At 38.7% G+C, this 20,820-nt stretch carries 25 protein-coding genes; 8 read left to right on the top strand and 17 right to left on the bottom strand.

All coding sequences use genetic code 11. The features are described 5' to 3' along the window. Positions 1-68 precede the first annotated feature (68 nt). Positions 69-431 (bottom strand): hypothetical protein, encoded by a 363-nt coding sequence (locus tag ACY3ZI_RS08255; protein WP_230083176.1) that lies wholly within the window; start codon positions 429-431, stop codon positions 69-71. 305 nt (positions 432-736) lie between these two features. Here ACY3ZI_RS08255 and ACY3ZI_RS08250 point away from each other — a divergent pair, with 305 nt between their 5' ends. Beyond that, positions 737-1,177, top strand: coding sequence for a GNAT family N-acetyltransferase (locus ACY3ZI_RS08250; RefSeq protein WP_487377034.1), 441 nt, complete (start codon positions 737-739; stop codon positions 1,175-1,177). Between the two features lie 170 nt (positions 1,178-1,347). Here ACY3ZI_RS08250 and ACY3ZI_RS08245 read toward each other — a convergent pair whose 3' ends face one another. Beyond that, a complete protein-coding gene (locus ACY3ZI_RS08245) occupies positions 1,348-2,064 on the bottom strand; it encodes an RNA polymerase sigma factor FliA (protein WP_225575015.1) in 717 nt (238 codons plus the stop codon). A 399-nt stretch (positions 2,065-2,463) separates the two neighbouring features. Further along, complete coding sequence (locus ACY3ZI_RS08240; protein ID WP_487377031.1) at positions 2,464-3,618, bottom strand: FliC/FljB family flagellin; 1,155 nt, start codon at positions 3,616-3,618, stop codon at positions 2,464-2,466. A 358-nt stretch (positions 3,619-3,976) separates the two neighbouring features. Between ACY3ZI_RS08240 and fliD the strand changes: the two genes are divergently transcribed. From fliD to fliT, 3 genes are read left to right on the top strand one after another with little or no spacing between them, the layout of a single operon-like run. After that, positions 3,977-5,410, top strand: a complete 1,434-nt coding sequence (gene fliD, locus ACY3ZI_RS08235) for a flagellar filament capping protein FliD (RefSeq protein ID WP_487377029.1) — start codon at positions 3,977-3,979, stop codon at positions 5,408-5,410. Between the two features lie 4 nt (positions 5,411-5,414). After that, a complete protein-coding gene (gene fliS / locus ACY3ZI_RS08230) occupies positions 5,415-5,813 on the top strand; it encodes a flagellar export chaperone FliS (protein WP_006657543.1) in 399 nt (132 codons plus the stop codon). After that, a complete protein-coding gene (gene fliT / locus ACY3ZI_RS08225; protein ID WP_487377027.1) occupies positions 5,803-6,192 on the top strand; it encodes a flagellar protein FliT in 390 nt (129 codons plus the stop codon). Before fliS ends, fliT begins: the two co-directional genes overlap by 11 nt. Before the next feature lie 146 nt (positions 6,193-6,338). Here fliT and def read toward each other — a convergent pair whose 3' ends face one another. After that, the gene (def, locus tag ACY3ZI_RS08220; RefSeq protein ID WP_036951367.1) at positions 6,339-6,845 is read right to left on the bottom strand and encodes a peptide deformylase; all 507 of its coding nucleotides are present in this window, start codon (positions 6,843-6,845) and stop codon (positions 6,339-6,341) included. A gap of 563 nt (positions 6,846-7,408) precedes the next feature. On the opposite strand from def, the gene ACY3ZI_RS08215 reads away from it, so the two are divergent. The 3 genes from ACY3ZI_RS08215 to ACY3ZI_RS08205 all read left to right on the top strand — a co-directional run bounded on the left by ACY3ZI_RS08215 (position 7,409) and on the right by ACY3ZI_RS08205 (position 10,038). Then, the gene (locus ACY3ZI_RS08215) at positions 7,409-7,891 is read left to right on the top strand and encodes a DUF4822 domain-containing protein (protein ID WP_108479070.1); all 483 of its coding nucleotides are present in this window, start codon (positions 7,409-7,411) and stop codon (positions 7,889-7,891) included. A gap of 287 nt (positions 7,892-8,178) precedes the next feature. After that, entirely contained in the window at positions 8,179-9,315 is a 1,137-nt protein-coding gene (locus tag ACY3ZI_RS08210; RefSeq protein ID WP_487377023.1) for a YadA C-terminal domain-containing protein, read from the top strand. Between the two features lie 258 nt (positions 9,316-9,573). Next, positions 9,574-10,038, top strand: a complete 465-nt coding sequence (locus ACY3ZI_RS08205) for a DUF1097 domain-containing protein (protein ID WP_487377021.1) — start codon at positions 9,574-9,576, stop codon at positions 10,036-10,038. 95 nt (positions 10,039-10,133) lie between these two features. On the opposite strand, the gene ACY3ZI_RS08200 is transcribed toward ACY3ZI_RS08205, so the two are convergent. Genes ACY3ZI_RS08200 through ACY3ZI_RS08190 form a run of 3 tightly spaced genes read right to left on the bottom strand, consistent with a single transcriptional unit; the run spans position 10,134 to position 11,361 of the window. Next, positions 10,134-10,493 (bottom strand): hypothetical protein, encoded by a 360-nt coding sequence (locus ACY3ZI_RS08200; RefSeq protein ID WP_211885241.1) that lies wholly within the window; start codon positions 10,491-10,493, stop codon positions 10,134-10,136. Positions 10,494-10,503: 10 nt separating this feature from the next. Continuing rightward, positions 10,504-10,917: a hypothetical protein gene (locus ACY3ZI_RS08195; RefSeq protein WP_211885240.1), complete on the bottom strand. Its 414-nt coding sequence runs from the start codon at positions 10,915-10,917 to the stop codon at positions 10,504-10,506. Positions 10,918-10,941: 24 nt separating this feature from the next. Next, positions 10,942-11,361 carry a hypothetical protein gene (locus tag ACY3ZI_RS08190; RefSeq protein ID WP_211885239.1) on the bottom strand — a complete coding sequence of 140 codons (420 nt, stop codon included), beginning with the start codon at positions 11,359-11,361 and terminating at the stop codon, positions 10,942-10,944. A gap of 478 nt (positions 11,362-11,839) precedes the next feature. Between ACY3ZI_RS08190 and ACY3ZI_RS08185 the strand changes: the two genes are divergently transcribed. Continuing rightward, positions 11,840-12,067: a DNA polymerase III subunit theta gene (locus ACY3ZI_RS08185; protein WP_487377018.1), complete on the top strand. Its 228-nt coding sequence runs from the start codon at positions 11,840-11,842 to the stop codon at positions 12,065-12,067. Here ACY3ZI_RS08185 and ACY3ZI_RS08180 read toward each other — a convergent pair. The 10 genes from ACY3ZI_RS08180 to ACY3ZI_RS08135 all read right to left on the bottom strand — a co-directional run bounded on the left by ACY3ZI_RS08180 (position 12,064) and on the right by ACY3ZI_RS08135 (position 20,712). Continuing rightward, positions 12,064-12,759 carry a tail fiber assembly protein gene (locus ACY3ZI_RS08180; protein ID WP_487377016.1) on the bottom strand — a complete coding sequence of 232 codons (696 nt, stop codon included), beginning with the start codon at positions 12,757-12,759 and terminating at the stop codon, positions 12,064-12,066. The two genes, ACY3ZI_RS08185 and ACY3ZI_RS08180, sit on opposite strands and share 4 nt — an antisense overlap. After that, positions 12,759-14,240: a hypothetical protein gene (locus tag ACY3ZI_RS08175; RefSeq protein WP_487377014.1), complete on the bottom strand. Its 1,482-nt coding sequence runs from the start codon at positions 14,238-14,240 to the stop codon at positions 12,759-12,761. The genes ACY3ZI_RS08180 and ACY3ZI_RS08175 overlap by 1 nt, the downstream gene beginning before the upstream one ends. Positions 14,241-14,247: 7 nt before the next feature. Continuing rightward, positions 14,248-14,880, bottom strand: coding sequence for a baseplate wedge 1 family protein (locus tag ACY3ZI_RS08170; RefSeq protein WP_487377012.1), 633 nt, complete (start codon positions 14,878-14,880; stop codon positions 14,248-14,250). Beyond that, complete coding sequence (locus ACY3ZI_RS08165; RefSeq protein WP_487377010.1) at positions 14,880-16,070, bottom strand: baseplate J/gp47 family protein; 1,191 nt, start codon at positions 16,068-16,070, stop codon at positions 14,880-14,882. Before ACY3ZI_RS08165 ends, ACY3ZI_RS08170 begins: the two co-directional genes overlap by 1 nt. Next, complete coding sequence (locus tag ACY3ZI_RS08160; protein ID WP_487377008.1) at positions 16,067-16,420, bottom strand: contractile injection system sheath initiator; 354 nt, start codon at positions 16,418-16,420, stop codon at positions 16,067-16,069. The genes ACY3ZI_RS08165 and ACY3ZI_RS08160 overlap by 4 nt, the downstream gene beginning before the upstream one ends. A gap of 3 nt (positions 16,421-16,423) precedes the next feature. Continuing rightward, positions 16,424-17,110, bottom strand: coding sequence for a phage baseplate protein (locus ACY3ZI_RS08155; RefSeq protein WP_487377006.1), 687 nt, complete (start codon positions 17,108-17,110; stop codon positions 16,424-16,426). Beyond that, complete coding sequence (locus ACY3ZI_RS08150) at positions 17,097-17,984, bottom strand: baseplate hub protein (protein ID WP_272534502.1); 888 nt, start codon at positions 17,982-17,984, stop codon at positions 17,097-17,099. The genes ACY3ZI_RS08155 and ACY3ZI_RS08150 overlap by 14 nt, the downstream gene beginning before the upstream one ends. Further along, a complete protein-coding gene (locus tag ACY3ZI_RS08145) occupies positions 17,974-18,243 on the bottom strand; it encodes a phage baseplate plug family protein (protein ID WP_487377478.1) in 270 nt (89 codons plus the stop codon). Before ACY3ZI_RS08145 ends, ACY3ZI_RS08150 begins: the two co-directional genes overlap by 11 nt. Further along, the gene (locus ACY3ZI_RS08140; RefSeq protein ID WP_195848939.1) at positions 18,243-18,995 is read right to left on the bottom strand and encodes a phage baseplate protein; all 753 of its coding nucleotides are present in this window, start codon (positions 18,993-18,995) and stop codon (positions 18,243-18,245) included. The genes ACY3ZI_RS08145 and ACY3ZI_RS08140 overlap by 1 nt, the downstream gene beginning before the upstream one ends. A gap of 118 nt (positions 18,996-19,113) precedes the next feature. Then, the gene (locus tag ACY3ZI_RS08135) at positions 19,114-20,712 is read right to left on the bottom strand and encodes a P-loop ATPase, Sll1717 family (protein WP_487377004.1); all 1,599 of its coding nucleotides are present in this window, start codon (positions 20,710-20,712) and stop codon (positions 19,114-19,116) included. Between the last annotated feature and the right edge of the window lie 108 nt (positions 20,713-20,820).

The following is a 20,820-nucleotide window of genomic DNA, read 5'->3' as shown; positions in this document are numbered from 1 at the left end:
GCTGATTATCTAAACAATATAAAAGGCGCTCAAAAAGCGCCTTCTGTTTGCAACACGGGAAATACTAATTATTCATTCTGATATTTTTGCTCTAGCATGGATTGAAGCTCGCGCGGGTTGTTCATCCACGATAAATGCCCCGGACAGCCTGCTGCCGTTGGGTTGATATCACAAGGGCGGATGTGATTGAGCAAGGACTTTTCATCTTCATCCCGTTGTTCGAGTAGCGATTGGTAGCTACGATCTTGCTGAGCAATTTTTAATTTAGGGTCAAATTTGAACTTCTGCTCTTCCCGCAGTGAGTCCACTCCTTGGTAGTTTTCATGATATAGGCGATCAACGGGTGATTTTTCTTTAAATGACAAGTCGGTGGCAAAGCCAAAAGGAGCACAGAAAACAAGAAAAAAGACAACAATAACCTTTTTGAACATATGGATACCTACTGTAAATGCATAATTTGGCATTATATTCACTTACAACCTATTGGTGTATAAAATCTATTTTTGATTTTTTATAATTTATTATCTATCAATTACTTATTGTAAATTAATTATGAAATCAATTGATTGACTATTTGTTAATACCTATAGTGACTATTTCTGCATTTTTATTTATTGATTCCACTATTCCCTATCAAAACGCTCGATGTCATTACGCAAAAATACAAAGAAAAACAGGCAATTTTCATGATTTCGAGCTAAAACTATATTAGCGTTTTTATTTAAGAGGGAATGACATGGAGCCAGTGAATAGCCACATCACCTATAAAGTGAACCATTCGATTTCGGTGGATGATTTTTTGAATTTATTGAAGCAATCCCTACTGGATACGTTTGTGCCCACTGACGATGTCGCGTTGCTGGATTCGATGTTAAATAATGCGGATTTGTTGATCAGTGCTTGGGTGGATGGGCAAGTGGTGGGTTTCGCTCGCGCGATCACGGATTTTAGTTTTTGCTGCTATATCTCTGAAATCGCGGTAGATACACAGTATCTTCACCAAGGTGTCGGTAAGCATTTGCTGCGCCTAACCGCCGAGGAGCTTCCCCCCGAGTGTCATTTAATTTTTCGCTCCACCCCCGATTCCCAAAACACCTACCCCAAACTCGGCTTCAATCCCTGCCCCAACACATGGCATATTTCCGCCAAAAACTTTCTAGACAAAATGAAATCTTAAAATATTCTGGTTTTTCCCTTGCCTTTGACTTTGCCCTTACCCAAACATAGCTCTAAATAATTCGAATTCACAGCTAGGCGGCAAGCGAAGATATCCCGATGAGCATACATAAGTATGTGATTCGGGTAGCTGAGAGCAGCCAACAACGCTGTGGTTCGAAGTATGACGAGCTACGATCTCAACTTAGAACGAAGACGCTTAATGGCTTGGCTGTGTAATTGGCTCACCCGTGACTCCCCCACCTCCAGCACCGCACCAATCTCTTTCAAATTCAGTTCTTCTTGGTAATACAGCGTCAGCACCATTTTTTCGCGCTCAGGCAATTGCTCTATCGCCGCCACGATTTGATCTTTTAGGCTGGATTCCATCAGTAAACTCAGTGGGTTGCCGCCATCGTCTTCATCCATTGAAGGTTCGCAGCTTTCCCCGTGCACTTCGTGCCATTCATCGTAGGAGAACAGTTGGCTATTGTTGGTATCTAGCAGCACTTGGCGATATTCCGATAGATCGATATCCAGCGCCTTGGCAATTTCCGGCTCTGTGGCACTGCGACCAAGGCTTTGCTCAAGTTCACCAATGGCTTTGGTCATTTCTCGCGCTTGGCGACGGACGCTACGGGGAACCCAGTCACGGCTACGCAGTTCATCGAGCATAGATCCGCGGATCCGCTGTACGGCGTAAGTGGCAAAAGAGGCACCTAATGAGGCATCGAAACGTTCTAATGCGTGGAGTAGTCCGATGCCACCCGCTTGGATTAGGTCATCGATATCAACGCTGGCAGGAAGTCGGACTTGCAGTTTCAGGGCTTCATGGCGTATTAGAGGGTAATAACGCTCCCATAGGCTATTTTTATTAATGACACCTTCGGCAGTATATAAATCACTCACAACCTGAATCACCCTTCAAGTTTTAACTAAAGGTAGCCATTATCTGTGTTACGCGTAATTTCAATCCGCAGAGTAAGGCACTAAATCAGCCGTTATTCTTTTTATCCTAAATAAATTTGATGGAGCCCAATATTTTTTGAGTCTATTTTTTGCTTTTTCTTTTGACCTTTCCCTTGCCTTTGACCTTGTTTTTGACCTTGTTTTTGACCTTAACAATGCCAAAACGCGCCCTAAATAATTCGTGTTGCAGCTAGGCGACGAAGGAGATTATCCCGATGAGCGTACATGAGTACGTGATTCGGGTGAGCGACTGAAGTCAACAACGCTGTGGCGCGAAGTATAATGGGCAAAAAAAAAGACCAGCAAAGCTGGTCTTTCAATAAAAAGCTCGATCACGAATTAACGTAACAGGCTCAGAACACCTTGTGGAACCTGGTTAGCTTGCGCTAACACAGCAGTACCTGCTTGTTGCAGAATCTGACCACGGCTCATGTTAGAAACTTCTGTAGCGAAGTCAGCATCTTGGATACGGCTACGTGCTGCACTCAGGTTGTTAACAGAGTTGTTCAGGTTGTTGATAGTAGACTGCATACGGTTTTGGATAGCACCTAAGTCTGAACGGAAGCTATCAACTTGAGCCAATGCTTTGTCTAAAGTTTCTAATGGTTTCATTGCAGATTGCTCTGCTTCTGTAAGTTCAGTTGCACCAGTAAATGCTACTTTAGCTGCTGTTGCTGGAACTACAGGAGGACCTGGTTGTTCATCAGCACCAGCAGTAATCGCTTGTGTTGCTTTTAAAGTAACGTCTTTACCTGTGCTGTCTTTACCAGTGATATAAACTTCTGTTTTTGATGCTTTACCATCAGCGTCCAGTTTTTCGAAAACTTTAGCGCCTGTGATTGGTTGACCACCAACAGTCAATGCATTAGCAGCAGTAGTTACTTGAGCTTTATCAACTGGCAGACCTGTAGTTTGTTTGTAGTCAGCGGATGTGTAATCAATCTCTTTACCCATATCGCCTTTGCTTGCTGCATCAAAGCCAGTTAAACCTAAAGTGCCGCTGTCAATTTTTTTCAGGCCGATAGAGATAGTTTCATTATCGTTAGTACCGACTTGAATGCTCATTTTAGTGTCTTGAGTTAATACTTTTACGCCGTTAAATTGAGTTTGTTCAGAGATACGGTCAATTTCTTCCATACGAGCTTTAACTTCTTTATTGATAGACTCGATGTCGCTCTTAGAGTTAGTCCCGTTTTGTGCTTGAGCAGTCAATTCACGAACACGTTGTAAGTTATCGTTGATTTCGTTAACTGCGCCTTCAGCGGTTTGTGCGATAGAAATACCGTCGTTTGCGTTACGTGCTGCTTGAGTTAAACCTTTAACGTTTGCAGTGAAACGGTTAGCGATTGCTTGACCCGCAGCGTCATCTTTTGCGCTGTTGATACGTGAACCAGAAGATAAACGCTCAATCGCAGTACCCAGTACGCCTTGTGAACGGTTTAAGTTGTTCTGAGTAGTCAGAGACAGAATGTTGGTATTAATAACCTGTGCCATAATGTATGTCCTTTTTATCTTAATAGTCGATTAAGCACGCTGGCTTAACTCGGTAAATGTTGTCAGCAAATACATTATCGGCGGCACCCAAAACCCCTTTAGCCATTTTTATAAAAATTTTTCACGTCTATTGGCAAAAGCGCACTGGAATCAGCTTTTTTCACCCAAAATTTTTTATTAAACTCTTCGATTATGGTTAGTATCCTTATCATTTTTATTCAATAAGCCTAATTACCTGCTTTTTACGGTTTAACTCCTTCCATTATTATTTCGCAGAATAGTCTAATATTTTTCCCCAATTCGCCGATAAAGGACTAAATACGAATTTATTTTCAGGGTTTATATTCAGGAGAGATTTATGGCAGGCATATCCACACTTGGTATCGGGGCTAACTTAGACTTAAATGTGCAAATGGACCAATTAGAGGCAATGGAAAAGCGCCGCCTCGATCCATTAACACAGCAAAAAGCCAGCTATGATGCGCAAATCAGTGCATTTGGTAAAATGCAATCTTCATTAGAAAAACTGAAAAAAGCGGCGGAAGATCTCAAAAAATACGAAGATATCAGCACCACCAAAGTGAGTGGTGAATATAAATCTTTTGATGTGAAAACCGATGGTAAAGCGGTTGCTGGTGTACATGATATTAAAGTCACCCAACTGGCTAAAGCGCAAACTATTGCCACTAAAGGGCACAGTGATAATAAAGAATTACTGGGTAGTGATGCCAAAGAGCGTACCATCACCATTACCCAACCTTCGCAAAAAGAAGCAAAAGATAAGATTGTTATCAAACTCGATAATGAGAGTACCTCATTAATTGAAATTGCCGATGCTATCAACAAAGCGGATAAAGGCGTTTCTGCTTCCGTTATTAAAGATAAAGATAACCAATACCATCTCGTTGTCACCGCGAAAAAAGCAGGTACTGATAGCCGTATGAGCATCAGTGTTGACGGCGATGATAAATTAGCAAAAGTGCTGAATGTTGAGTCAACCTTGGTCGATGGTAAAGTCACGATTGTGGATGAAGCCAGTAGTGGTATGGAACAAAAAGTTCCACCGCAAAATGCACTCTTAAATATCGACGGCTTTGACCTTGAGTCACAAACCAACGAAGCCAAAGACCTATTTCCTGGTTTAACTCTGTCTTTAAAGAAAGAGAGTGAAGATGGTAAATCAGACCATTTAATTATCTCTGAAGATATTGAGCCTGCTAAAGCTAAAATTAAAGCGTGGGTGGATGCCTATAATGAGTTCCAAACCTTAGCAAAAGAACTTACTAAATATACCCCGACCGAAAAAGGCACAGCACCGGATAAAACCAATGGCCCATTAATTGGTGATTCCACTTTACGCGCAATTCAAAGCACTTTACGTACCCAAGTACGCACCTCACAAGATAGCGGAGAATTAAACCTGCTGAATAAAATGGGGATTAAGCAAAAACTGGACGGTACGTTAGAAATCGACAATAAAAAATTCGATGCCGCCCTAAAAGAGAACCCATCAAGCGTAAAAACATTCTTTGCTGGTGATGGTGAAAAAACTGGATTTGCCACTGAGAACTTTAATTTCTTAAAAGAAACCTTAGATAGCAAAGAAGGTACTCTGCATAACGCCACAGATGGTGTACAGAAAAAAAAGAAAAGTATCGATAAACGTATCGAGCAAACCAATAAACAAATTGAAAACACCATGGATATCTATCGTCGTCAATTCCAAAACCTCGATAAGATGATGAGTTCATTAAATAGTACGACTAATTCATTAGGCAGACTTTTAGGTTAACCGCATGTATCAACGTAAAGCTAATCAAGCCTATCAGCAGGTCAGTTTGGAGAGTGAAATCGCCAATGCGACCCCGTATCAACTGATCCAAATCCTGTTTAAAGGGGCCTTAAGTGCCCTTAAACGGGGGGAAATTTTTATGGAGCAGGGAAACATTGCTGAAAAGGGTAAAGAAATCTCAAAAGCAATCGACATCATTGACACGGGATTAAAACAATCGCTAAATTACGAGGCTGGTGGCGAACTTGCTGAAAATTTAGCAAGTTTGTATGAATACATGACGCGGCAATTGCTCCGCGCCAACATAGAAAACAACGTGACTTATGTCCAAGAAGTTTACCAATTACTCTCCGATATCGCCTCTGCATGGCAACAAATCGGTGCAAATGTGGATGAAAGATAACCAGGTGGACAATAAAAATCCTCTCTATTTACTTGAAATATATCGTAATGTCTTAATATTAAGTGAAAACTTAGTTTCGCTCGCACAATCAGGGGAATGGGAGTCATTAATCTCCCGAGAAACTGAATATGTCCTTGCCGTTGAGAATTTAACGGCTCTGACTCAAGAATGTGAGCAGGAACAACCTATTACTGACGACTTTGTGCAGTTACTACACCAGATCATTGAAAACGAACGAGTGACAAAAGAACACTTACAAAATCATTTGAATTTTTTAAGTAAAGAAATCAAACAGCTCGACCAACAAAAGGTGTTGAATAATAGCTACGGCCAATTTGATCAACCCGATGCTCCAAGGGTTATTAAACCTCTCGAGTAAACGGTAAAGTGTCAGGCAGTTAACCTGACGCTTAACTTAATAGGACAACTCAATTGGCACCAAGAACACAATAGCAGCTCCCCGAATCACACTTGTTGGGTCTCGGGAAGCCGTAAAATAGACGGGATTTACTGTTATTTTAACCTTTACTGCTGTTTTAATCTCTGCTGCTTTTTAAGCTTTTTCAACAACATATTGCGCTTTAACGTGGATAAGTGGTCAATAAACACTTTACCGTTTAAATGGTCAATTTCATGTTGCATGACAATCGCTAAAAACTCGTCACTGTCGACAACAAACTCCTTGCCGTCACGGTCAAACGCCTTCACCTTCACACGCAAAAAGCGTGGTACATCAGCGTAAACATCTGGTACAGATAAACAACCCTCTTGATAGCTCGTCTCCCCTTCGCTCTCAATAATTTGTGGGTTGATAAATACCATTGGCTGATTACGTTCTTCCGAAATATCAATCACCATAATGGCTTTGGTTTCAGCGATTTGCGTTGCCGCCAGCCCAATACCGTTGTCAGTGCTGTACATGGTTTCAATTAAATCATCGACCAATGTTTGTACTGATGCGAAATCCGTAACAGGACTGCACTGAATGCGCAATCTTTCATCTGGAATTTCAATAATTTCTCTTACTGCCATAGCTAAAATCCTGTTGATTCAATTACTTTTACTCAAGCCCATGTGTTTTTACTTAAACCTATAAGTTAAAGTATCGCCCTTTTTTTGCCTACAAAAGATGCAAAAAATGGCAAAGTGGCTTGGAGATGAAAATTTCACAGAAAAATAACATGATCTAAGACAAAATACATCTGAAATCACCAGAAAATTCTCCGTATAACCCCTTTCTACAGGCAAAATCCAACGTATTTGATTGAGATCAGACAATCCGTATAAACAAGTATTTGTAAATTTTTCATGGTAAACCGACCAAAATATAAATCTGAATTAACACTGATTAGATAGCTTAGCTATAATTTTATTTCGACTTTCTATTTAATACTGTTTTTAACAGAAAAATTACATGGGATAAGCCGAGTTTTGTTTGCTGATGCCTATTTTCTTTGAATACATAACCCAACGTAAGCTTACATTTTTAATAATTAATCATAATTCTTACCTTTGCTTTGCTCGCTGTTTAATTAATGATGAAGACCTGTTCGATTTTGTTACTCACATTTCTAATCTTAATAAATGGAGTTCTTATGAAATTAAAACCGATTATTGCCGCCCTGATTGTGATGTCCACCACTGCTGCTTTTACGGCTCAAGCTAACTCAACAGCGCCTGTTGCAAAACAAGCTGTTAGCGCAAAAAAAGCCAATGCCTATGAAGAGATTATGATTGATAAAGTCTGGGTAACCACTCAAGCTGTCGATCAAGATAAAAAAGAGGTGCCTGCAACAGATAAACAAGTGGCGAACTTTTTTGGACTTGCAGAGTATTACCCTGATGGTACTTTTAAGATGCTAACCCTTGAGGGTGCGCCAAAAATGCAGGGTGATTGGTCATTCAGCGAAGATGGTAAAACCCGCTCATTAACTGCAAAAGATGACAAAGGTGAAGTCCTGTTTACTCGTGTAGTTGAAAACGTGACCGTGACACCGGAAGAATATACTTACCGAATTTACCCATCACAGGATGATAAAACCAAATATTTTGATATCGTCCATAAAGTGAAGAAATAGCTTATACCATGATTGGGGAATGTATTTAATATTCCCCTATTTCTCAGTTATTAGCTTGATAAAAATTAATTTTTAAATTACTTTAAAGCATCCCAGAATTACACTTCATTCCCATCATCAATTCTATTGTACTAATCTTAATCCAACACGATTTTCCCGAATTAATTTAATTAAAAAACAGATTTTACCCACCAAAATATATCTCTTATTATTCCCTCCCGATCATAAACATCAACTTATATAAATTTTGATGTTTATTCATTTTTACGTTATATGGATATTTCGTTATGAAAAAAAAACTATTAAGTGTTGTTAGTATAGCTATAGTCTCTTCATTATCTACTCAATCATTCGCAATAGCTAATAACTATCAAGATGCTATAAATGCCCCTTATGATTACCCTGAGCATCGACATGAGGATAATAGAACCACTCTTGAGTTAGAAAATGCTAAAAAACTTAATGATAATATTAATAAATATACTGAGATAGCCGAAAGCATGACGCCTGTTGTTGATGTTCTGGCGTATGCAATCGAAACATCATCACCATTAATTAAAAAATTATCCACATTAAATGAAAAAGAACCTGCTAGCTTACCCCCTATTACTTTAACTGACTCATCAATATCAGCAAACCCTCTATCCAGCACCCCAAAAAATAACCTTGCTCATTTAGAGAATAAAATCGAAGATAATAATTATGCAATTAATTTATTAAACATGTCTATTAATAATTTAAGCCAAGAAAATAACAATCAAGAAAAAAACATAGCTGAAAAAGGAAATTCCATTAAGAAATTACAAAGCTCTTTATCTGATTTAGAAAAAAACTTTAATGATAGTGAAATGAAGAATAAAAAATATGTTGATGATGAAGTTTTTAGAAGTGAAGCGATTACGACTTTATTAATTGATGACACAAACAAAAAACATGAAACAGATACCAAACAACTGAATATTGCCATAGAAAAGCTCGATAAAGACATTAAAGAAAGTGATCTAATTACAAGCCAATTAATTGAAGATGCAGAAAAAAATAGCAAAGCCCATGCTGATTTAATTTTACGTAATCAACAAATGCTTAATATTGATCGTTTTGATAAAATTGATAAACAAGAAAAAATTCAGACACAACAGCTTAAAAAACTAAATACCCGAGTTGACCAAATGGAAAGTAAAATCCACCAAACGGCTCGTGATGCAAATGCTGGTATTGCTTCAGTTGCAGCAATGACCAATATTCCTTACACCACAAATACACGTTTTAGCGCTGGATTAGGCTTAGGTAACTTTAAAAACGGTAACGCCATCGCAGCTGGAGCTCAGTATCAAGTTAAGCAAAACTTAAATCTGCGTAGTTCTATTTCTTGGAATAACTCGGATAGAGCCGTTATCGGTGCAGGTATTGCTTACGGTTGGTAATCTTTAACCAATAACTATCTTTATTCTTCTCGCCATATTTATTAGCATCAATGTAAATTGATGCTAATTTTTATTTAACGATTAATTATCAATATCCCTATTCAATTTTCCAAAATTGAATTTAATTCACCGTTCTCAATTTTAACTCATACATTATGTCTTTTCTCTGTGCTGATTATCCATCATTTAATTGCAACAATTAAAATCCCTCTATACAATGCTCTGCTTTCTCAAATTCTTATTTATAAAGTCATCATTGTGAAACTACTTTTTTCTCTGTCATTAACGACTGCTATTCTTTCTGGGTTATGGGCATGGGTTGCTGATGTATTTGGCTTGATCAGTTGGGCTGGATTTTTAGGATGTACCGCTTATTTTGCCTATCCGAAAGATGGTGTGAAGGGTTTGCTGGTGACAGCATTAACAGCGCTAAGTGGTGTTGTTTGGGGATTAGTTATTATTCATAGCGATAAACTCACCCATGATCTGCCTAATTTTGCAGGCTACTTTGTGACCACTGTTATCGCTTTTATAATGTGTTTTCAAGCCCAAAAATCGTGGTTTGCCTATATTCCAGGAACCTTTATTGGTGCCTGTGCAACCTTTGCAGCACAAGGAAATTGGCAATTGACTATCCCGTCACTTATTGTCGGCGTTTTATTTGGCTACGCCATGAAGCAAAGTGGGCTTTGGTTAGTCAAAATACTGGATAGAACTTCCTGATGTATAACGTAAACCTATTTTTAATCAGAAATATCTAAGCGACTTATAAAAATGAGGGTAATAATTACCCTCTTACTATCAAAACAATTTACATTTTATTTATAGGATATTGATGCTGCACTGATTTTATTTGATGAACAGCTGGTTATTTTAATATTTGAATTTGATAAATATGCAGTATTCATAAGCTGGAACATTGCTCTACCATACTCGTTCCCAACCGATTCCAATATAGATATTTCCTTTGTATCCGCATCTCCATCACGTAGAGTTATTGTAAAAAAAGCCCTTTTATTAAATACATCTTGCTCACCTAATGTGATAGTGGAAATTCTTTTTTCTTTGTTGAGATAGGCATTACAATTATCTGAAAATGCCTTATTTATAATATTCTTATTTGCCATTGAAAAACTTGAAGACAACACACAGACTAATAAAATTATTTTTTTCTTCATGATATAAATCCTATTTTGTGAAGTTATTTTTCAAATGATTTACACACCCTGATGAGTAAGAAAAAATAGTATGGACTGATAAATCGGGAAGAATAGCCATATATACAAAACCATCATCGTCGAAATTTAAATTACAAAGAAAATAGTCATTAGTTTTATATTTGTACCCAGATACTGTTTCTATTTCAACAGTCCAGTAATCAAAATGAGATAAAAAACCTGTCTCATATGGAAATGAATGTCCTAATTTAGTTGTGCTCATATTTTTTAGATTACTGTAATCAGCAGTAATATTAAGCATACTATGAGGATAATCTGTAGAATGCGTGACACTAACAGACTTTAGCTCCTGCAAAGAGCAGTTCATCACATAGAAATAACCAGTATGGTTAGTTGCAAGTGATTTTTCTATTACGTTATCCATTTGCCTCCAGTTTTTATTAAAAAATTAATTATGGCAACCACCTGAATTTGAGAACTTTATAAATAACCTAAAATCTTTTACTATATTAATAATCACAATTCCATTATCCCAATATCGTATATTACAGGCTTGTTTTCTATAAGATATAGTTTTTCCTGTTGATATTTTGAAATCAACATCCCAATAATCCGTATGACTCCATGCCATTACCGTGTATGTAAACTCACATCCAGACTCAGCCATTTCCAAATGTTCTAGCTTATCAATTCGTTGTATCGCTTTATTACCTTTCAATCCTGAATAATAACTAACAACAATAGAATTAACAGTTTCACCGCTACTATTTAATATAAAGAACGCACCTTTTTTAATAACACTTTCGTACTCCTTTTTATTGATAACATTATCTCGCCCGTGATTTTCACTAATATTATTATCATTCATAATATACCCATTATTATTGAGCCCATAAAGTAAACACTAGTTTAGTGTATTACCCATTCATCCTACATGAGTAAGAAATAGTTATATTAAAAATGACAGAAGGAAATAATAATAGATTAACTTATTTATTGATGCTTACTTCGCCATTTAAAAACAAATAAAAAACGCAGGCATTGCCTGCGTTTCGTATCAATACATAAATATTAAAGAATAATAATCACACTGGCATTGACATGATATGACGGCATACAAACAAGTAAGCTAGCATATTCGCGTTACAGCGTGGAAATACAGACAATTACCGCAAGCTGATTTAGAACTGCTGGATAGTTCGAGTTCATTTGCGGTAATTTTTTGCCCCAAATATGCCCCATGCACAGATCCTCTCATCCTCACGTCACAATTTCGGTACAGCTCGTCACAGTGATTTTCCCTCCGTGCTATACTCAGGCCATTCATTCCCCCACAAGAAACCATCATGCACAATCTCGCAGAACTACCAAAAGAAGATAAAGACAAAGTGAATGTCGATTTAGCCGCTTCCGGCGTCGCTTATCGCGAAAGACTCGGCAAGCCAGTTATTGATGTTGAAGTCGAGCGACAGCAACCCGAACACTTGCGCGAGTATTTTCGTGAGCGTTTAGTTCATTACAGAGAATTGAGCAAGCGATTTCCGCAGGGGTATGAGTACAACAAAGAGAGTTAAGGTTTTTGTGGCCAGTTGATGTCTGGTGCTAGTGAAGTGTCGATATCAGCAATGTTAATGCTGTAAATTTCCCATGCAGTCAGACTGTTTTTATCGTCGGCCGTTGCCATATTCAGCCTCATTTTACGCTCTAAAATAGTGATGTTTTTTTCTGCATCCTCCGCACATAGTTGCTTTTGCATTTCTGCTTCTGCGATGTATTGCTCTTTTGAGATTGGCGGGTTTATGTATGCTTCAACCTCTTTATCTGTCATTTTCTTCAATGCCTTCAGATGCTCTCTGATATCAAAGAAAACGGGGAGAATCTCAGCGTATTCATTTTTTAAAGGTTCAAATTCATCTTGTACTGTATTGAATGCAATTTGAGCATGACTTTGTTGCTCTTGTTTATCTATAATAATTAAATCTAATTGAGCAATTTCTTCATCAAGTTTTGTAATTGATTCTTTAACGTTTTCAACGTCGTCAGTAGCATTAATCAGGATATCTTCGCGCCGCACCCGTGCATCATTGCGCTGATTTAATACCTCTTGTAATTCAATTGATGCTTCTTGCAACTCCTCAGCTACATCGCTATAAGTGGGTTCAATCTCTAGAATCAACCTTTCAAGCTCACTAGCTCTCTCAACTTGAGTTAAATCTGACTTTGTATATGCAAATACGGCATTATCTTTATTTTTGAAATGTATCATTAGTTTAACTCCATAACTTTAACACTCGCATTCGCTGTAAACGAGTAAGTTGAGCCCGCTGGGATTATGCATACTCCCCCCGTTCTTGCCTCTCCCGCTGAGTTGTAAGAGAAAGCCGTCTGTACACCATCAACAATAAAGCTAATTTGCGGGTTCATTACATTTCCTGTGATGATTACCGAGATAAATCTCGGTGTTTTTGTTGTGTTAGTATAAGTAACCCCGGAGCTTCGTTGAGAAGTCACATCAATATATTTACCTCGCCCAAACAGCGAGTCTGAAACCGCTTTCTGACTGATAGCAGAAGTAGAACTACCGCCCAATTCCTGAGCTAAATTCTGACTTGTCATTAATTTGAGGACTTTTAATCGAGTTCCTGCATTGTTACCCGCAGTGACAATGACATCATCAGAAAAACAACTTGCAGCAAATAAAGTGAATGAATCATTCCCTCTAGCATAAAGTGAAGCTGAGTAATTGCCGGGAAAATACTGGCTAGCAACTTCTCTAGAGCTCAGTATTTGCGATGGAGTATCAACATTTCTCAGTAATGAAAGCACCTCAGTATCATTAGCGGTTGATAATGTAACTCCGCGCCCACCAAAGCCATACAAACCAACATCCATCAACTCTTTTCCATTGACTGCGACTCTTCCTTCGTCAATTGTCACGCTTGTGTTACTGCGACTATTTATAATTTGAAGTTTGTTTGGTGATGCAGTACTGCCATATCCAAAATATGCTGCGAGACTGCCATTGGAATTTTTTATAGAATAAGAAGCAATTTCTTCATTCACGCACTGTATTGAAATGGCTTCTTTTGAAGACTTAACTAAAATTGCACCTGTTACTGTACCACCTGCCTTATCTAACTTCCCGTTCAATCCATTGGATAATGCTAAGTTTGTAGCGTAATCCCCAGCCGGCTGATAATTTCCTTTTGGTTGTAGCTTTCCAACTTCAGTGGTCAATAAGCCAAGGCTGGGAACCTTACTTTGATCGTTACCTAGTATTCCAGAGATGTTCTCTTTATCGAATTTCTTCAGTAACGCTAAATCAACTTCGGTTTTAATCGCGTACTTAGATCCAACCAGCTCCCACGATGCGGATATATTGGATGTTGTATTGAAGTTAACTTTGTTGTTATCGATTAAGCTTTGATACTCTTTCTTTTCGTCATCGGACTGAAGTATTGCCCCCTTCGGATATCCACCAATGGACTCGGCGTATTCAGGTGAAAACTTAAAGCGACCACCTTGGGATTGGTAAACAATATTCTCTGAAATCTGATTTAGAATTCCGTTAAAGTCCTGCCCTTTTGGTGGCAAACCGCCCGCTGCGACAGGTAGCATTGTGATTTGCCCGAAACCCTGATCCCACGTTGCTTGGTTGGAATCCATGCTAGTTTCATAGTTTTCAGGAATGACGTTTTTCTGCCCGTTCTTAGCGAAAGGCTTTACTATTAATTTTGGATTTTTCATTTCGTACCTATTTTATGAAAGGCGCTTGATTGAAAGGTTGGAATCCAGTTTTATAAAAACCGAAATATTCACTCACTGGCAGCTCTGTGATACTCACTTCAACGCCGCAAGGTTTTGGTAAGATGTTGTGGTTGAAGATTAAATTCTTTTCAAACTCGGATAGACGATACTCGAACACATACCTCGCTTTCATATGCCCCGTAATCAGGTAATACGCCCTTCCTCTTGTGAATGAATCCTTCAGAAATGCGTTAATATTGGGTGCAGTGGCGTAGATGATGTTTGCATAAGCTTTCATGATAATGACTTCTCTAAACGATTCATCAGACATCATGTAAGCGCTTTCGCTACTATCGCCGCTATAAAATGGCGCTTGGTTAAATGGAAGATATTTTTCCGTACCGTCAAAGCCGAAGTAATCTTGGCCTGGATCTGGAATAGATATACCCCTATCAATTCCAACTATCCTCCCCCAAATATCCAGCCCTAACCCCTGCGCTGTATGAACATTAAAAACAAGGGAATAGAAGTCATCTATATTATTCGATGGGTCTATTGATTCGTTTGCTGATTTAAGAATGGAAGTGATAATTGGGGAGTTTGCATATTGACTCATTAAGGTTGTGTTAATGCTATCCATCACGTCATCCTTATGTCATATGGAGATAAGACAGGAAACTCATCTATCCCAAAATCAATATAATTCCCCAAAGCACCTCCCTTCCGCCCTATTTGAATAGATATCAATCTGTTTCTAGTTGACTGAGCAACAGAGCAAATGTAATCACTCGCAATTAGCCGCTTAGCTATTCGCCCCTTACCAATCCCTGTGTTGAATTCATTAATGATTGCGTTTTTAATTGCCTCTTTATCTTGCAATGTCAGTAAATCTTTATTCTCAAACTTCACGTTAAACTCAACGGGAATATGCGTTGGTCTAATGAATTTAACGTCGTAAGCCGGAGGCATATACGGAAAGTTAGTTGTGTCTTCATAAGTCACTGTGGTATTACCAACAAATGCGCACCCGGTACCAGCTTTAATTAAAATCTGTTTGGCAATCTCATTATCATCACCGCCCACAACTGATACCGCAATTGAGTTTCTAATCAGTGAATAGTTGGTTTTACCTACAGTAATAGTCGCATCGCTGGGGTTATTAATTACATAACAGTCGATAACGTCGTTAATATTGGAAACAGCTCCGTATGTGGCATCGTTTGTGTTCTTTGCATTCTTCGAGACAGATAATGACCTTCTAAGCTCAAACTCTTGTCGTGTTTCCGTATTTCGCCCAGCTATCGCGGCCTTGACGTTTGTTACGCTATCAATACCGCCAACATTTCGAACAATACGATTAATTGTATTTGGCTGAGCGTAAATCATTCCTTCGACATCACAAGTTGCCTCAACAACAACCAAGCCATTACTCATAATGAAAACATCCCTTGATGTTGACCATGTATTGCCATTGTCATCTTGGACTTTGAAGCCTGCTGGAACCGACACGCCAGATAGACCGTTAAAAGTTAACTCGGCTACTGACTTCGTTGCTTTCTTTCTCTGCAAAAAGTAGATATAGCCAATGGCATTTTGCATTTGACCATCGGCATATCTCGGGTCGAACTGATTAAATAACTCAACCAGCTGATTTCGTTCATCCGTAATAATGGCTGCAAGCGTTGTAACCAGTTGACCCTGAGGCGTGTCCATGTCTTCATTTAGACCTTCACCAAAGGCATCTCTCATCATCGACCACAGTCCACTTATCACCTCTTGTGTCGTAGGTGTGATAATGCCGTTTGGCGTTATTTCTAGCTTGGGGATCATAATTCTATCGCTCCTTCTCTGCCTTGCTTGTCAGTGAAAATTAACCTCCCTCTGACCACCCTATCATTCGCGGTACTTAGCTCAGCTTTAGCCGACACCACACCATCAACTGACATTGCCGCATCTTCTAAATGCTGACGATACAGAGATAATGAATACCTATTTTTGCCCAGTATTTTCTCCAAGTAAGGAATACCTTCATTTTGTGAGTAATACATATCATGCATGAATACCTTGCATTTATTTGCCACTGACTGAGCGATAGCATACTGATCGGAAGCCATAGCAATATTTCCCGATACGTCTAGGGTTAAGTCCCACGTATCAGGAAATAGAAACAGTGTTTTCATTGGTTATACCTGCTGATTTGGCTTATCTGTATTGGCGTACTCGCCGTTAGCTTTGTGCGTATGACCGTTATAAGTAGTACGCATACTAGCCATGGTTTGAGTGTTACCACTGCCTGTATTGTCGGTGATATCGCCCTTTGATTTAATCGTCGAAGTGGTTTCTACGGGAGCATCAAGAATTATTTCAGTGCCTTTTAACGTGATAACACCTGTGGCCACAACATTTATTCCACTCTCAAGAAAATGGATGTACTGGGATGGAGCTCCGTTGAGTATTCCGCCTATATACAGGCTATCTGCGATATCATATTGCCGCTTAGTCGATGGTGGCGCGTCCTTCTTGGTGCGTTTTATTTGTGAGATATCTCGTGACGCGACTAGGCAAATCCCAATATCACCAACTTTTGGGTCAAGGATTACAGCGTCGTCGCCGCCCTGATAGCGAAAATATGGAACATTGTAGATAGTGGCACTATCGAAGATATTCCCGCCGCCATCCACTTGAAGAACCATTGGTTTGACATCAATAAACCCGACCGGATTTACCCCGCCACCTTTAACCTTCACAACCCTGCAAATTGTTACAGTACCAATTTTTCCAATCAGGCTGTTAATGATGAACTCTTGCGTTCTGGCACCGCCCGCCAAGTCTTCAGGGTCATACGGTAATACCGTTTCATTTTGCGACATGTACATTTTTGTCCTTCAGGTTTGAGCCGACGATTTCCATGAACCAGCGACCAGAATCCATTTCAGTCTCTAATTGCGCTCGCATTCCATAGACTCGCCAATCCCCGTTACACATTTCAATCTCACTTCCTTTCACGCGAACTAGCGCACCAAACTGGATAGACGGGTCGTACAGACACCGGAATGTTGCACCGATATTTGTGATAATTGGATATCCGATGAGTCCTGTATCAGGGGATATGACAGCAATCTTGATTTTTCTTACTACCCCCTTCGGGGTTATTGCCACGCTGTTATTACCAAGGTAGAGGTCTAGGTCAGTGTTAGCGCATAGCCATCTGATTTTGTCTAAATCGGAACCAGTCAGGTAAGCATTATCAACAACTGCACTAACACCGTTTGACTCAAACGAAAAGCCGATGCGCTGGCATATCCCCGCAATGATTTCAGAGACTGAGTGAATACCCTCATAACTCTCTGCCGCTGTCGCTAACTTGCTTTCAAAAACCGCCGACATAGCCTCAATAACAATCGATACGTTAGGGGCTTCTGAGTATTCCGGTAACGCCATGAATATCCCGCCGCTAAAAACTTGAGCAAAATCACCGTCGCCCTCCGCGGCTTCAATGGTGATTAAAGTCCTCAGTGCCTTTACATTCTGCCACTTTGCAGTGATGAGTTTATTCATCGTCTCTTGAGGTAGACCGTAAACTCTTATTCGTGCGTATGGAGCCGGGGAGCCATAGCCAAACGTCACATCAGCGCTAATACGCAAACCGACGGCGGATAGCTTATTTTGGTTATCCGAAGTGAAAACTTCATCTTTACCATTCAGTTTCAGCGTTAGCCGGATCCTCTTTCGATTAAATGCCATCAGCCCACACCAACTTATATCGAGTGCCCAATCCAGTGTAAATCGGGTCTGTGTTACCTTGTTGGTCTGCAAATATTAGCCACTGACAGATGTACGTCATGTTTCGACATATCCGATTGCAAACCACGTATTCGTTATTCCTCTTCACTGTCGCGTACAGGTTATTCCTACGAGAATTTAGCTCTATCTCGTATTCATCAGTATCAAGCGTGAAGGTTAGAATTTGATTGGGAATTGGAGAGGTTGGAATTATTGTCATCATTGAAGGCTAACTCCTTGCTCTACTATCATCTCAGCTTGTTGCTGTATCTGAGTTAGGTCGCCGCCAAGGTTAGAGACTGCTTTATAAAGTACCGATGCCACTTCTTTTGTTTTCAGTAATGCTGATTTGGTGGGGTCATCAATAATTTTCATTAATTCATCAAGCGTCTCACCAGAAAACATGGATGACACTTGCTGCGTTTTGTCTCCAGTGTCCTTGATTCGTGCATCATCAGGATTAGTCACTTCTTCTTCGTCGTACTTAACGATTACTTCGCGAATTTCCTCCAGATGTACGTTCACCTTAATCAGCGTTGCGCCATCTCTAGCCTCGCGAGCAAAATCAAACCCGACAATATTTGCGCCCTTATAAACATACTCCGGCGTGATGATGTAAAACTTGAGCGTGCTCTTGGCGAGTATTTCCAATTGCGCTAAAAACGCCCCGCGTTCCAATGTGCCACCGCTGCTCTTGCTTAATTGAACGGTAGCTTTGTATGGGTCGGCTACTTTGTTATAGCTCGTGAAAGAACCCTTCTCAATCGGAGCGTTCACTACGCGGCTCTGATTTTGGTACTGAAGAGATATCACGTTATCAGCTAATAGTAATGGAACGCCGAACTCGTTGAATATTCCCCAGTAGTTACCGAATAGAGTATTGATTAACGCACCGCCGCCTAAGCTGATTCCGGCGTTAATAGCAGCGTCAGGAATATTCTTCCAGTTTGGTATATCTGGCATTCCGAACATGATTTTTCTCCAACGTGAAAAACCTCAGTTAAGAGGCATGGCGTGATTATTTGAAGTCTATTTAATGGCGTCTATGTGGATTTCAGGCAATAAAAAACCCACCGGGGTGGGTTTACTATTAAATCCTGTAAAATAATGGATGTATAACAAATGTTTTGTTGTAATCAGTAATGTCTAAAGATGGCTTATCAAAACTTGAATACACCGTAAGTGTTTTGGTTTTTTCAATTCCAACAATACCAATTGTAAACCAGACATTTACCAGTGATCTAATATCTGTTGCTATTTTTTCATCGTCTGCGCTATCAATTGATGAACTTTCAATTAGAAAATTTTGAATTTCATCTCTATTCAATTCATCTATTTTAAACTTATTGGACGCAACCATAGATATTGCATCAATATACTTAAGTACATTTTTATACTGACTCATCCACTCTTTATTTAAAGCCGCTTTTCTTGATGCATAATATCTTTCTTCAGCCTCAATTATCATATCTTCATTCAATGAAGTTCTTCCATCGCCTTGCATTAAACAAAAATTTACAAAATCAATTGCATCTCTAGGCCTTAGCATCGTTCTATCTAAAATATAATCCGATGCATTTTTATTCTTAACTTCAAAATTAAATATATCTGAGAACTTAACCTCTTTCTTAGTAGCATATTTGTGCATTACTAAATAACTGATTCTTTTATCCAATATTTCAGTGAGTTCTCTTCTGCTCCATTCAATGGGGACAATCAAAGATCTATCCTTTTCTTCCTGCCTTAAATTAGTATTGTAAATCCCCATTAATATATCTGTTCTTATTGATATCAATATCTTAACAGACCTAACATTAATTAATTCTTTAAATGCATCCAGCAAAGCGTTAATGAAATCGTATCTTATTGAGCTGTTACTAAGCCATGATTTATCCAAGTCATCAATACTGATTATTATTCTACTTTGAGTTTCGTCAGAGCTATCTTCAGTTATGAAATTAATTAATTCCCTTTGCTTTTTTAAAAGATTACTACTTACATACCTAGCTGTTTCTCTCTGTATTTTTTCTACTTGCTCTTCACTAGCTTTAAAGTTTACTGACCAAAATGTATCCTTGCTTCCTAAGCTGCCACCAACTTCATTTTGAAATTTATCAGTTATTTCAGAAACTATTTTATCGTTAAAAAAACTGTCTTGATAATTTTCTATATATTCCCTTGCTAGCTCTAAGTTATATCTTCTTTTTCTAGATACAGTTAATGAGTATATTTTATCAACAAATGTCTGTTCATTTGGATATACAGTCTCAATTACTTTAACAAGCAACACATGCATCCATAGTGACTTATAAAAAACCCTCAAATCAACATTTGATGATGCTAATTTAGAAATGAATACATTATTATTTATATGCTCAAACACAGTGGATTCAGCCTCTATTTTTGCACATTTCTTTATATCAGCATCCTCTTCAAGCATTTTCAATATTGCAGTTTTGCCGGAGCCAGTTCTACCAACGATTATACGCTTTACTGAATCAGCATCTTTTGCTTCAAATCTTTTTAAAGTGTCATAAACTGATGATTCTAAAAAACAACTTGATAGAAAATTGTCAGTCTCAGCATCTAAACTACCAATTTGGTCGTTATTTTTAAATTGATATAATTCCATTATGTTCTCAGTCAATGCACATAAAAAGTTATATTGTAATTTTGTAAATGTTAACATGATAAAAACATCAGGTCATATGCTCCATATCACACTTTATGCTTATTTCACTGTATTTCATATCTGAAAATTATATAACCAATCTACACTTTAACCACTGGCAACTCA

It is taken from the genome of Providencia sp. LY12 (assembly GCF_057621555.1).
This window is presented reverse-complemented; position numbering and strand designations above follow the sequence as displayed.

Excerpts from the sequence above, each read along its gene's own strand:
- ACY3ZI_RS08175 (WP_487377014.1), bottom strand. The coding sequence starts at position 14,240 with ATGAAAAATCCAAAATTAATAGTAAAGCCTTTCGCTAAGAACGGGCAG.
- ACY3ZI_RS08180 (WP_487377016.1), bottom strand. The coding sequence starts at position 12,759 with ATGATACATTTCAAAAATAAAGATAATGCCGTATTTGCATATACAAAG.
- ACY3ZI_RS08185 (WP_487377018.1), top strand. The coding sequence starts at position 11,840 with ATGCACAATCTCGCAGAACTACCAAAAGAAGATAAAGACAAAGTGAAT.
- ACY3ZI_RS08215 (WP_108479070.1), top strand. The coding sequence starts at position 7,409 with ATGAAATTAAAACCGATTATTGCCGCCCTGATTGTGATGTCCACCACT.
- fliD (WP_487377029.1), top strand. The coding sequence starts at position 3,977 with ATGGCAGGCATATCCACACTTGGTATCGGGGCTAACTTAGACTTAAAT.
- ACY3ZI_RS08155 (WP_487377006.1), bottom strand. The coding sequence starts at position 17,110 with ATGTCGCAAAATGAAACGGTATTACCGTATGACCCTGAAGACTTGGCG.
- ACY3ZI_RS08250 (WP_487377034.1), top strand. The coding sequence starts at position 737 with ATGGAGCCAGTGAATAGCCACATCACCTATAAAGTGAACCATTCGATT.
- fliT (WP_487377027.1), top strand. The coding sequence starts at position 5,803 with ATGAAAGATAACCAGGTGGACAATAAAAATCCTCTCTATTTACTTGAA.
- fliS (WP_006657543.1), top strand. The coding sequence starts at position 5,415 with ATGTATCAACGTAAAGCTAATCAAGCCTATCAGCAGGTCAGTTTGGAG.
- ACY3ZI_RS08170 (WP_487377012.1), bottom strand. The coding sequence starts at position 14,880 with ATGGATAGCATTAACACAACCTTAATGAGTCAATATGCAAACTCCCCA.
- ACY3ZI_RS08200 (WP_211885241.1), bottom strand. The coding sequence starts at position 10,493 with ATGAAGAAAAAAATAATTTTATTAGTCTGTGTGTTGTCTTCAAGTTTT.
- ACY3ZI_RS08255 (WP_230083176.1), bottom strand. The coding sequence starts at position 431 with ATGTTCAAAAAGGTTATTGTTGTCTTTTTTCTTGTTTTCTGTGCTCCT.
- ACY3ZI_RS08165 (WP_487377010.1), bottom strand. The coding sequence starts at position 16,070 with ATGATCCCCAAGCTAGAAATAACGCCAAACGGCATTATCACACCTACG.
- ACY3ZI_RS08150 (WP_272534502.1), bottom strand. The coding sequence starts at position 17,984 with ATGGCATTTAATCGAAAGAGGATCCGGCTAACGCTGAAACTGAATGGT.
- ACY3ZI_RS08145 (WP_487377478.1), bottom strand. The coding sequence starts at position 18,243 with ATGACAATAATTCCAACCTCTCCAATTCCCAATCAAATTCTAACCTTC.
- ACY3ZI_RS08160 (WP_487377008.1), bottom strand. The coding sequence starts at position 16,420 with ATGAAAACACTGTTTCTATTTCCTGATACGTGGGACTTAACCCTAGAC.
- ACY3ZI_RS08240 (WP_487377031.1), bottom strand. The coding sequence starts at position 3,618 with ATGGCACAGGTTATTAATACCAACATTCTGTCTCTGACTACTCAGAAC.
- ACY3ZI_RS08190 (WP_211885239.1), bottom strand. The coding sequence starts at position 11,361 with ATGAATGATAATAATATTAGTGAAAATCACGGGCGAGATAATGTTATC.
- ACY3ZI_RS08195 (WP_211885240.1), bottom strand. The coding sequence starts at position 10,917 with ATGGATAACGTAATAGAAAAATCACTTGCAACTAACCATACTGGTTAT.
- ACY3ZI_RS08140 (WP_195848939.1), bottom strand. The coding sequence starts at position 18,995 with ATGTTCGGAATGCCAGATATACCAAACTGGAAGAATATTCCTGACGCT.
- ACY3ZI_RS08135 (WP_487377004.1), bottom strand. The coding sequence starts at position 20,712 with ATGTTAACATTTACAAAATTACAATATAACTTTTTATGTGCATTGACT.
- ACY3ZI_RS08210 (WP_487377023.1), top strand. The coding sequence starts at position 8,179 with ATGAAAAAAAAACTATTAAGTGTTGTTAGTATAGCTATAGTCTCTTCA.
- def (WP_036951367.1), bottom strand. The coding sequence starts at position 6,845 with ATGGCAGTAAGAGAAATTATTGAAATTCCAGATGAAAGATTGCGCATT.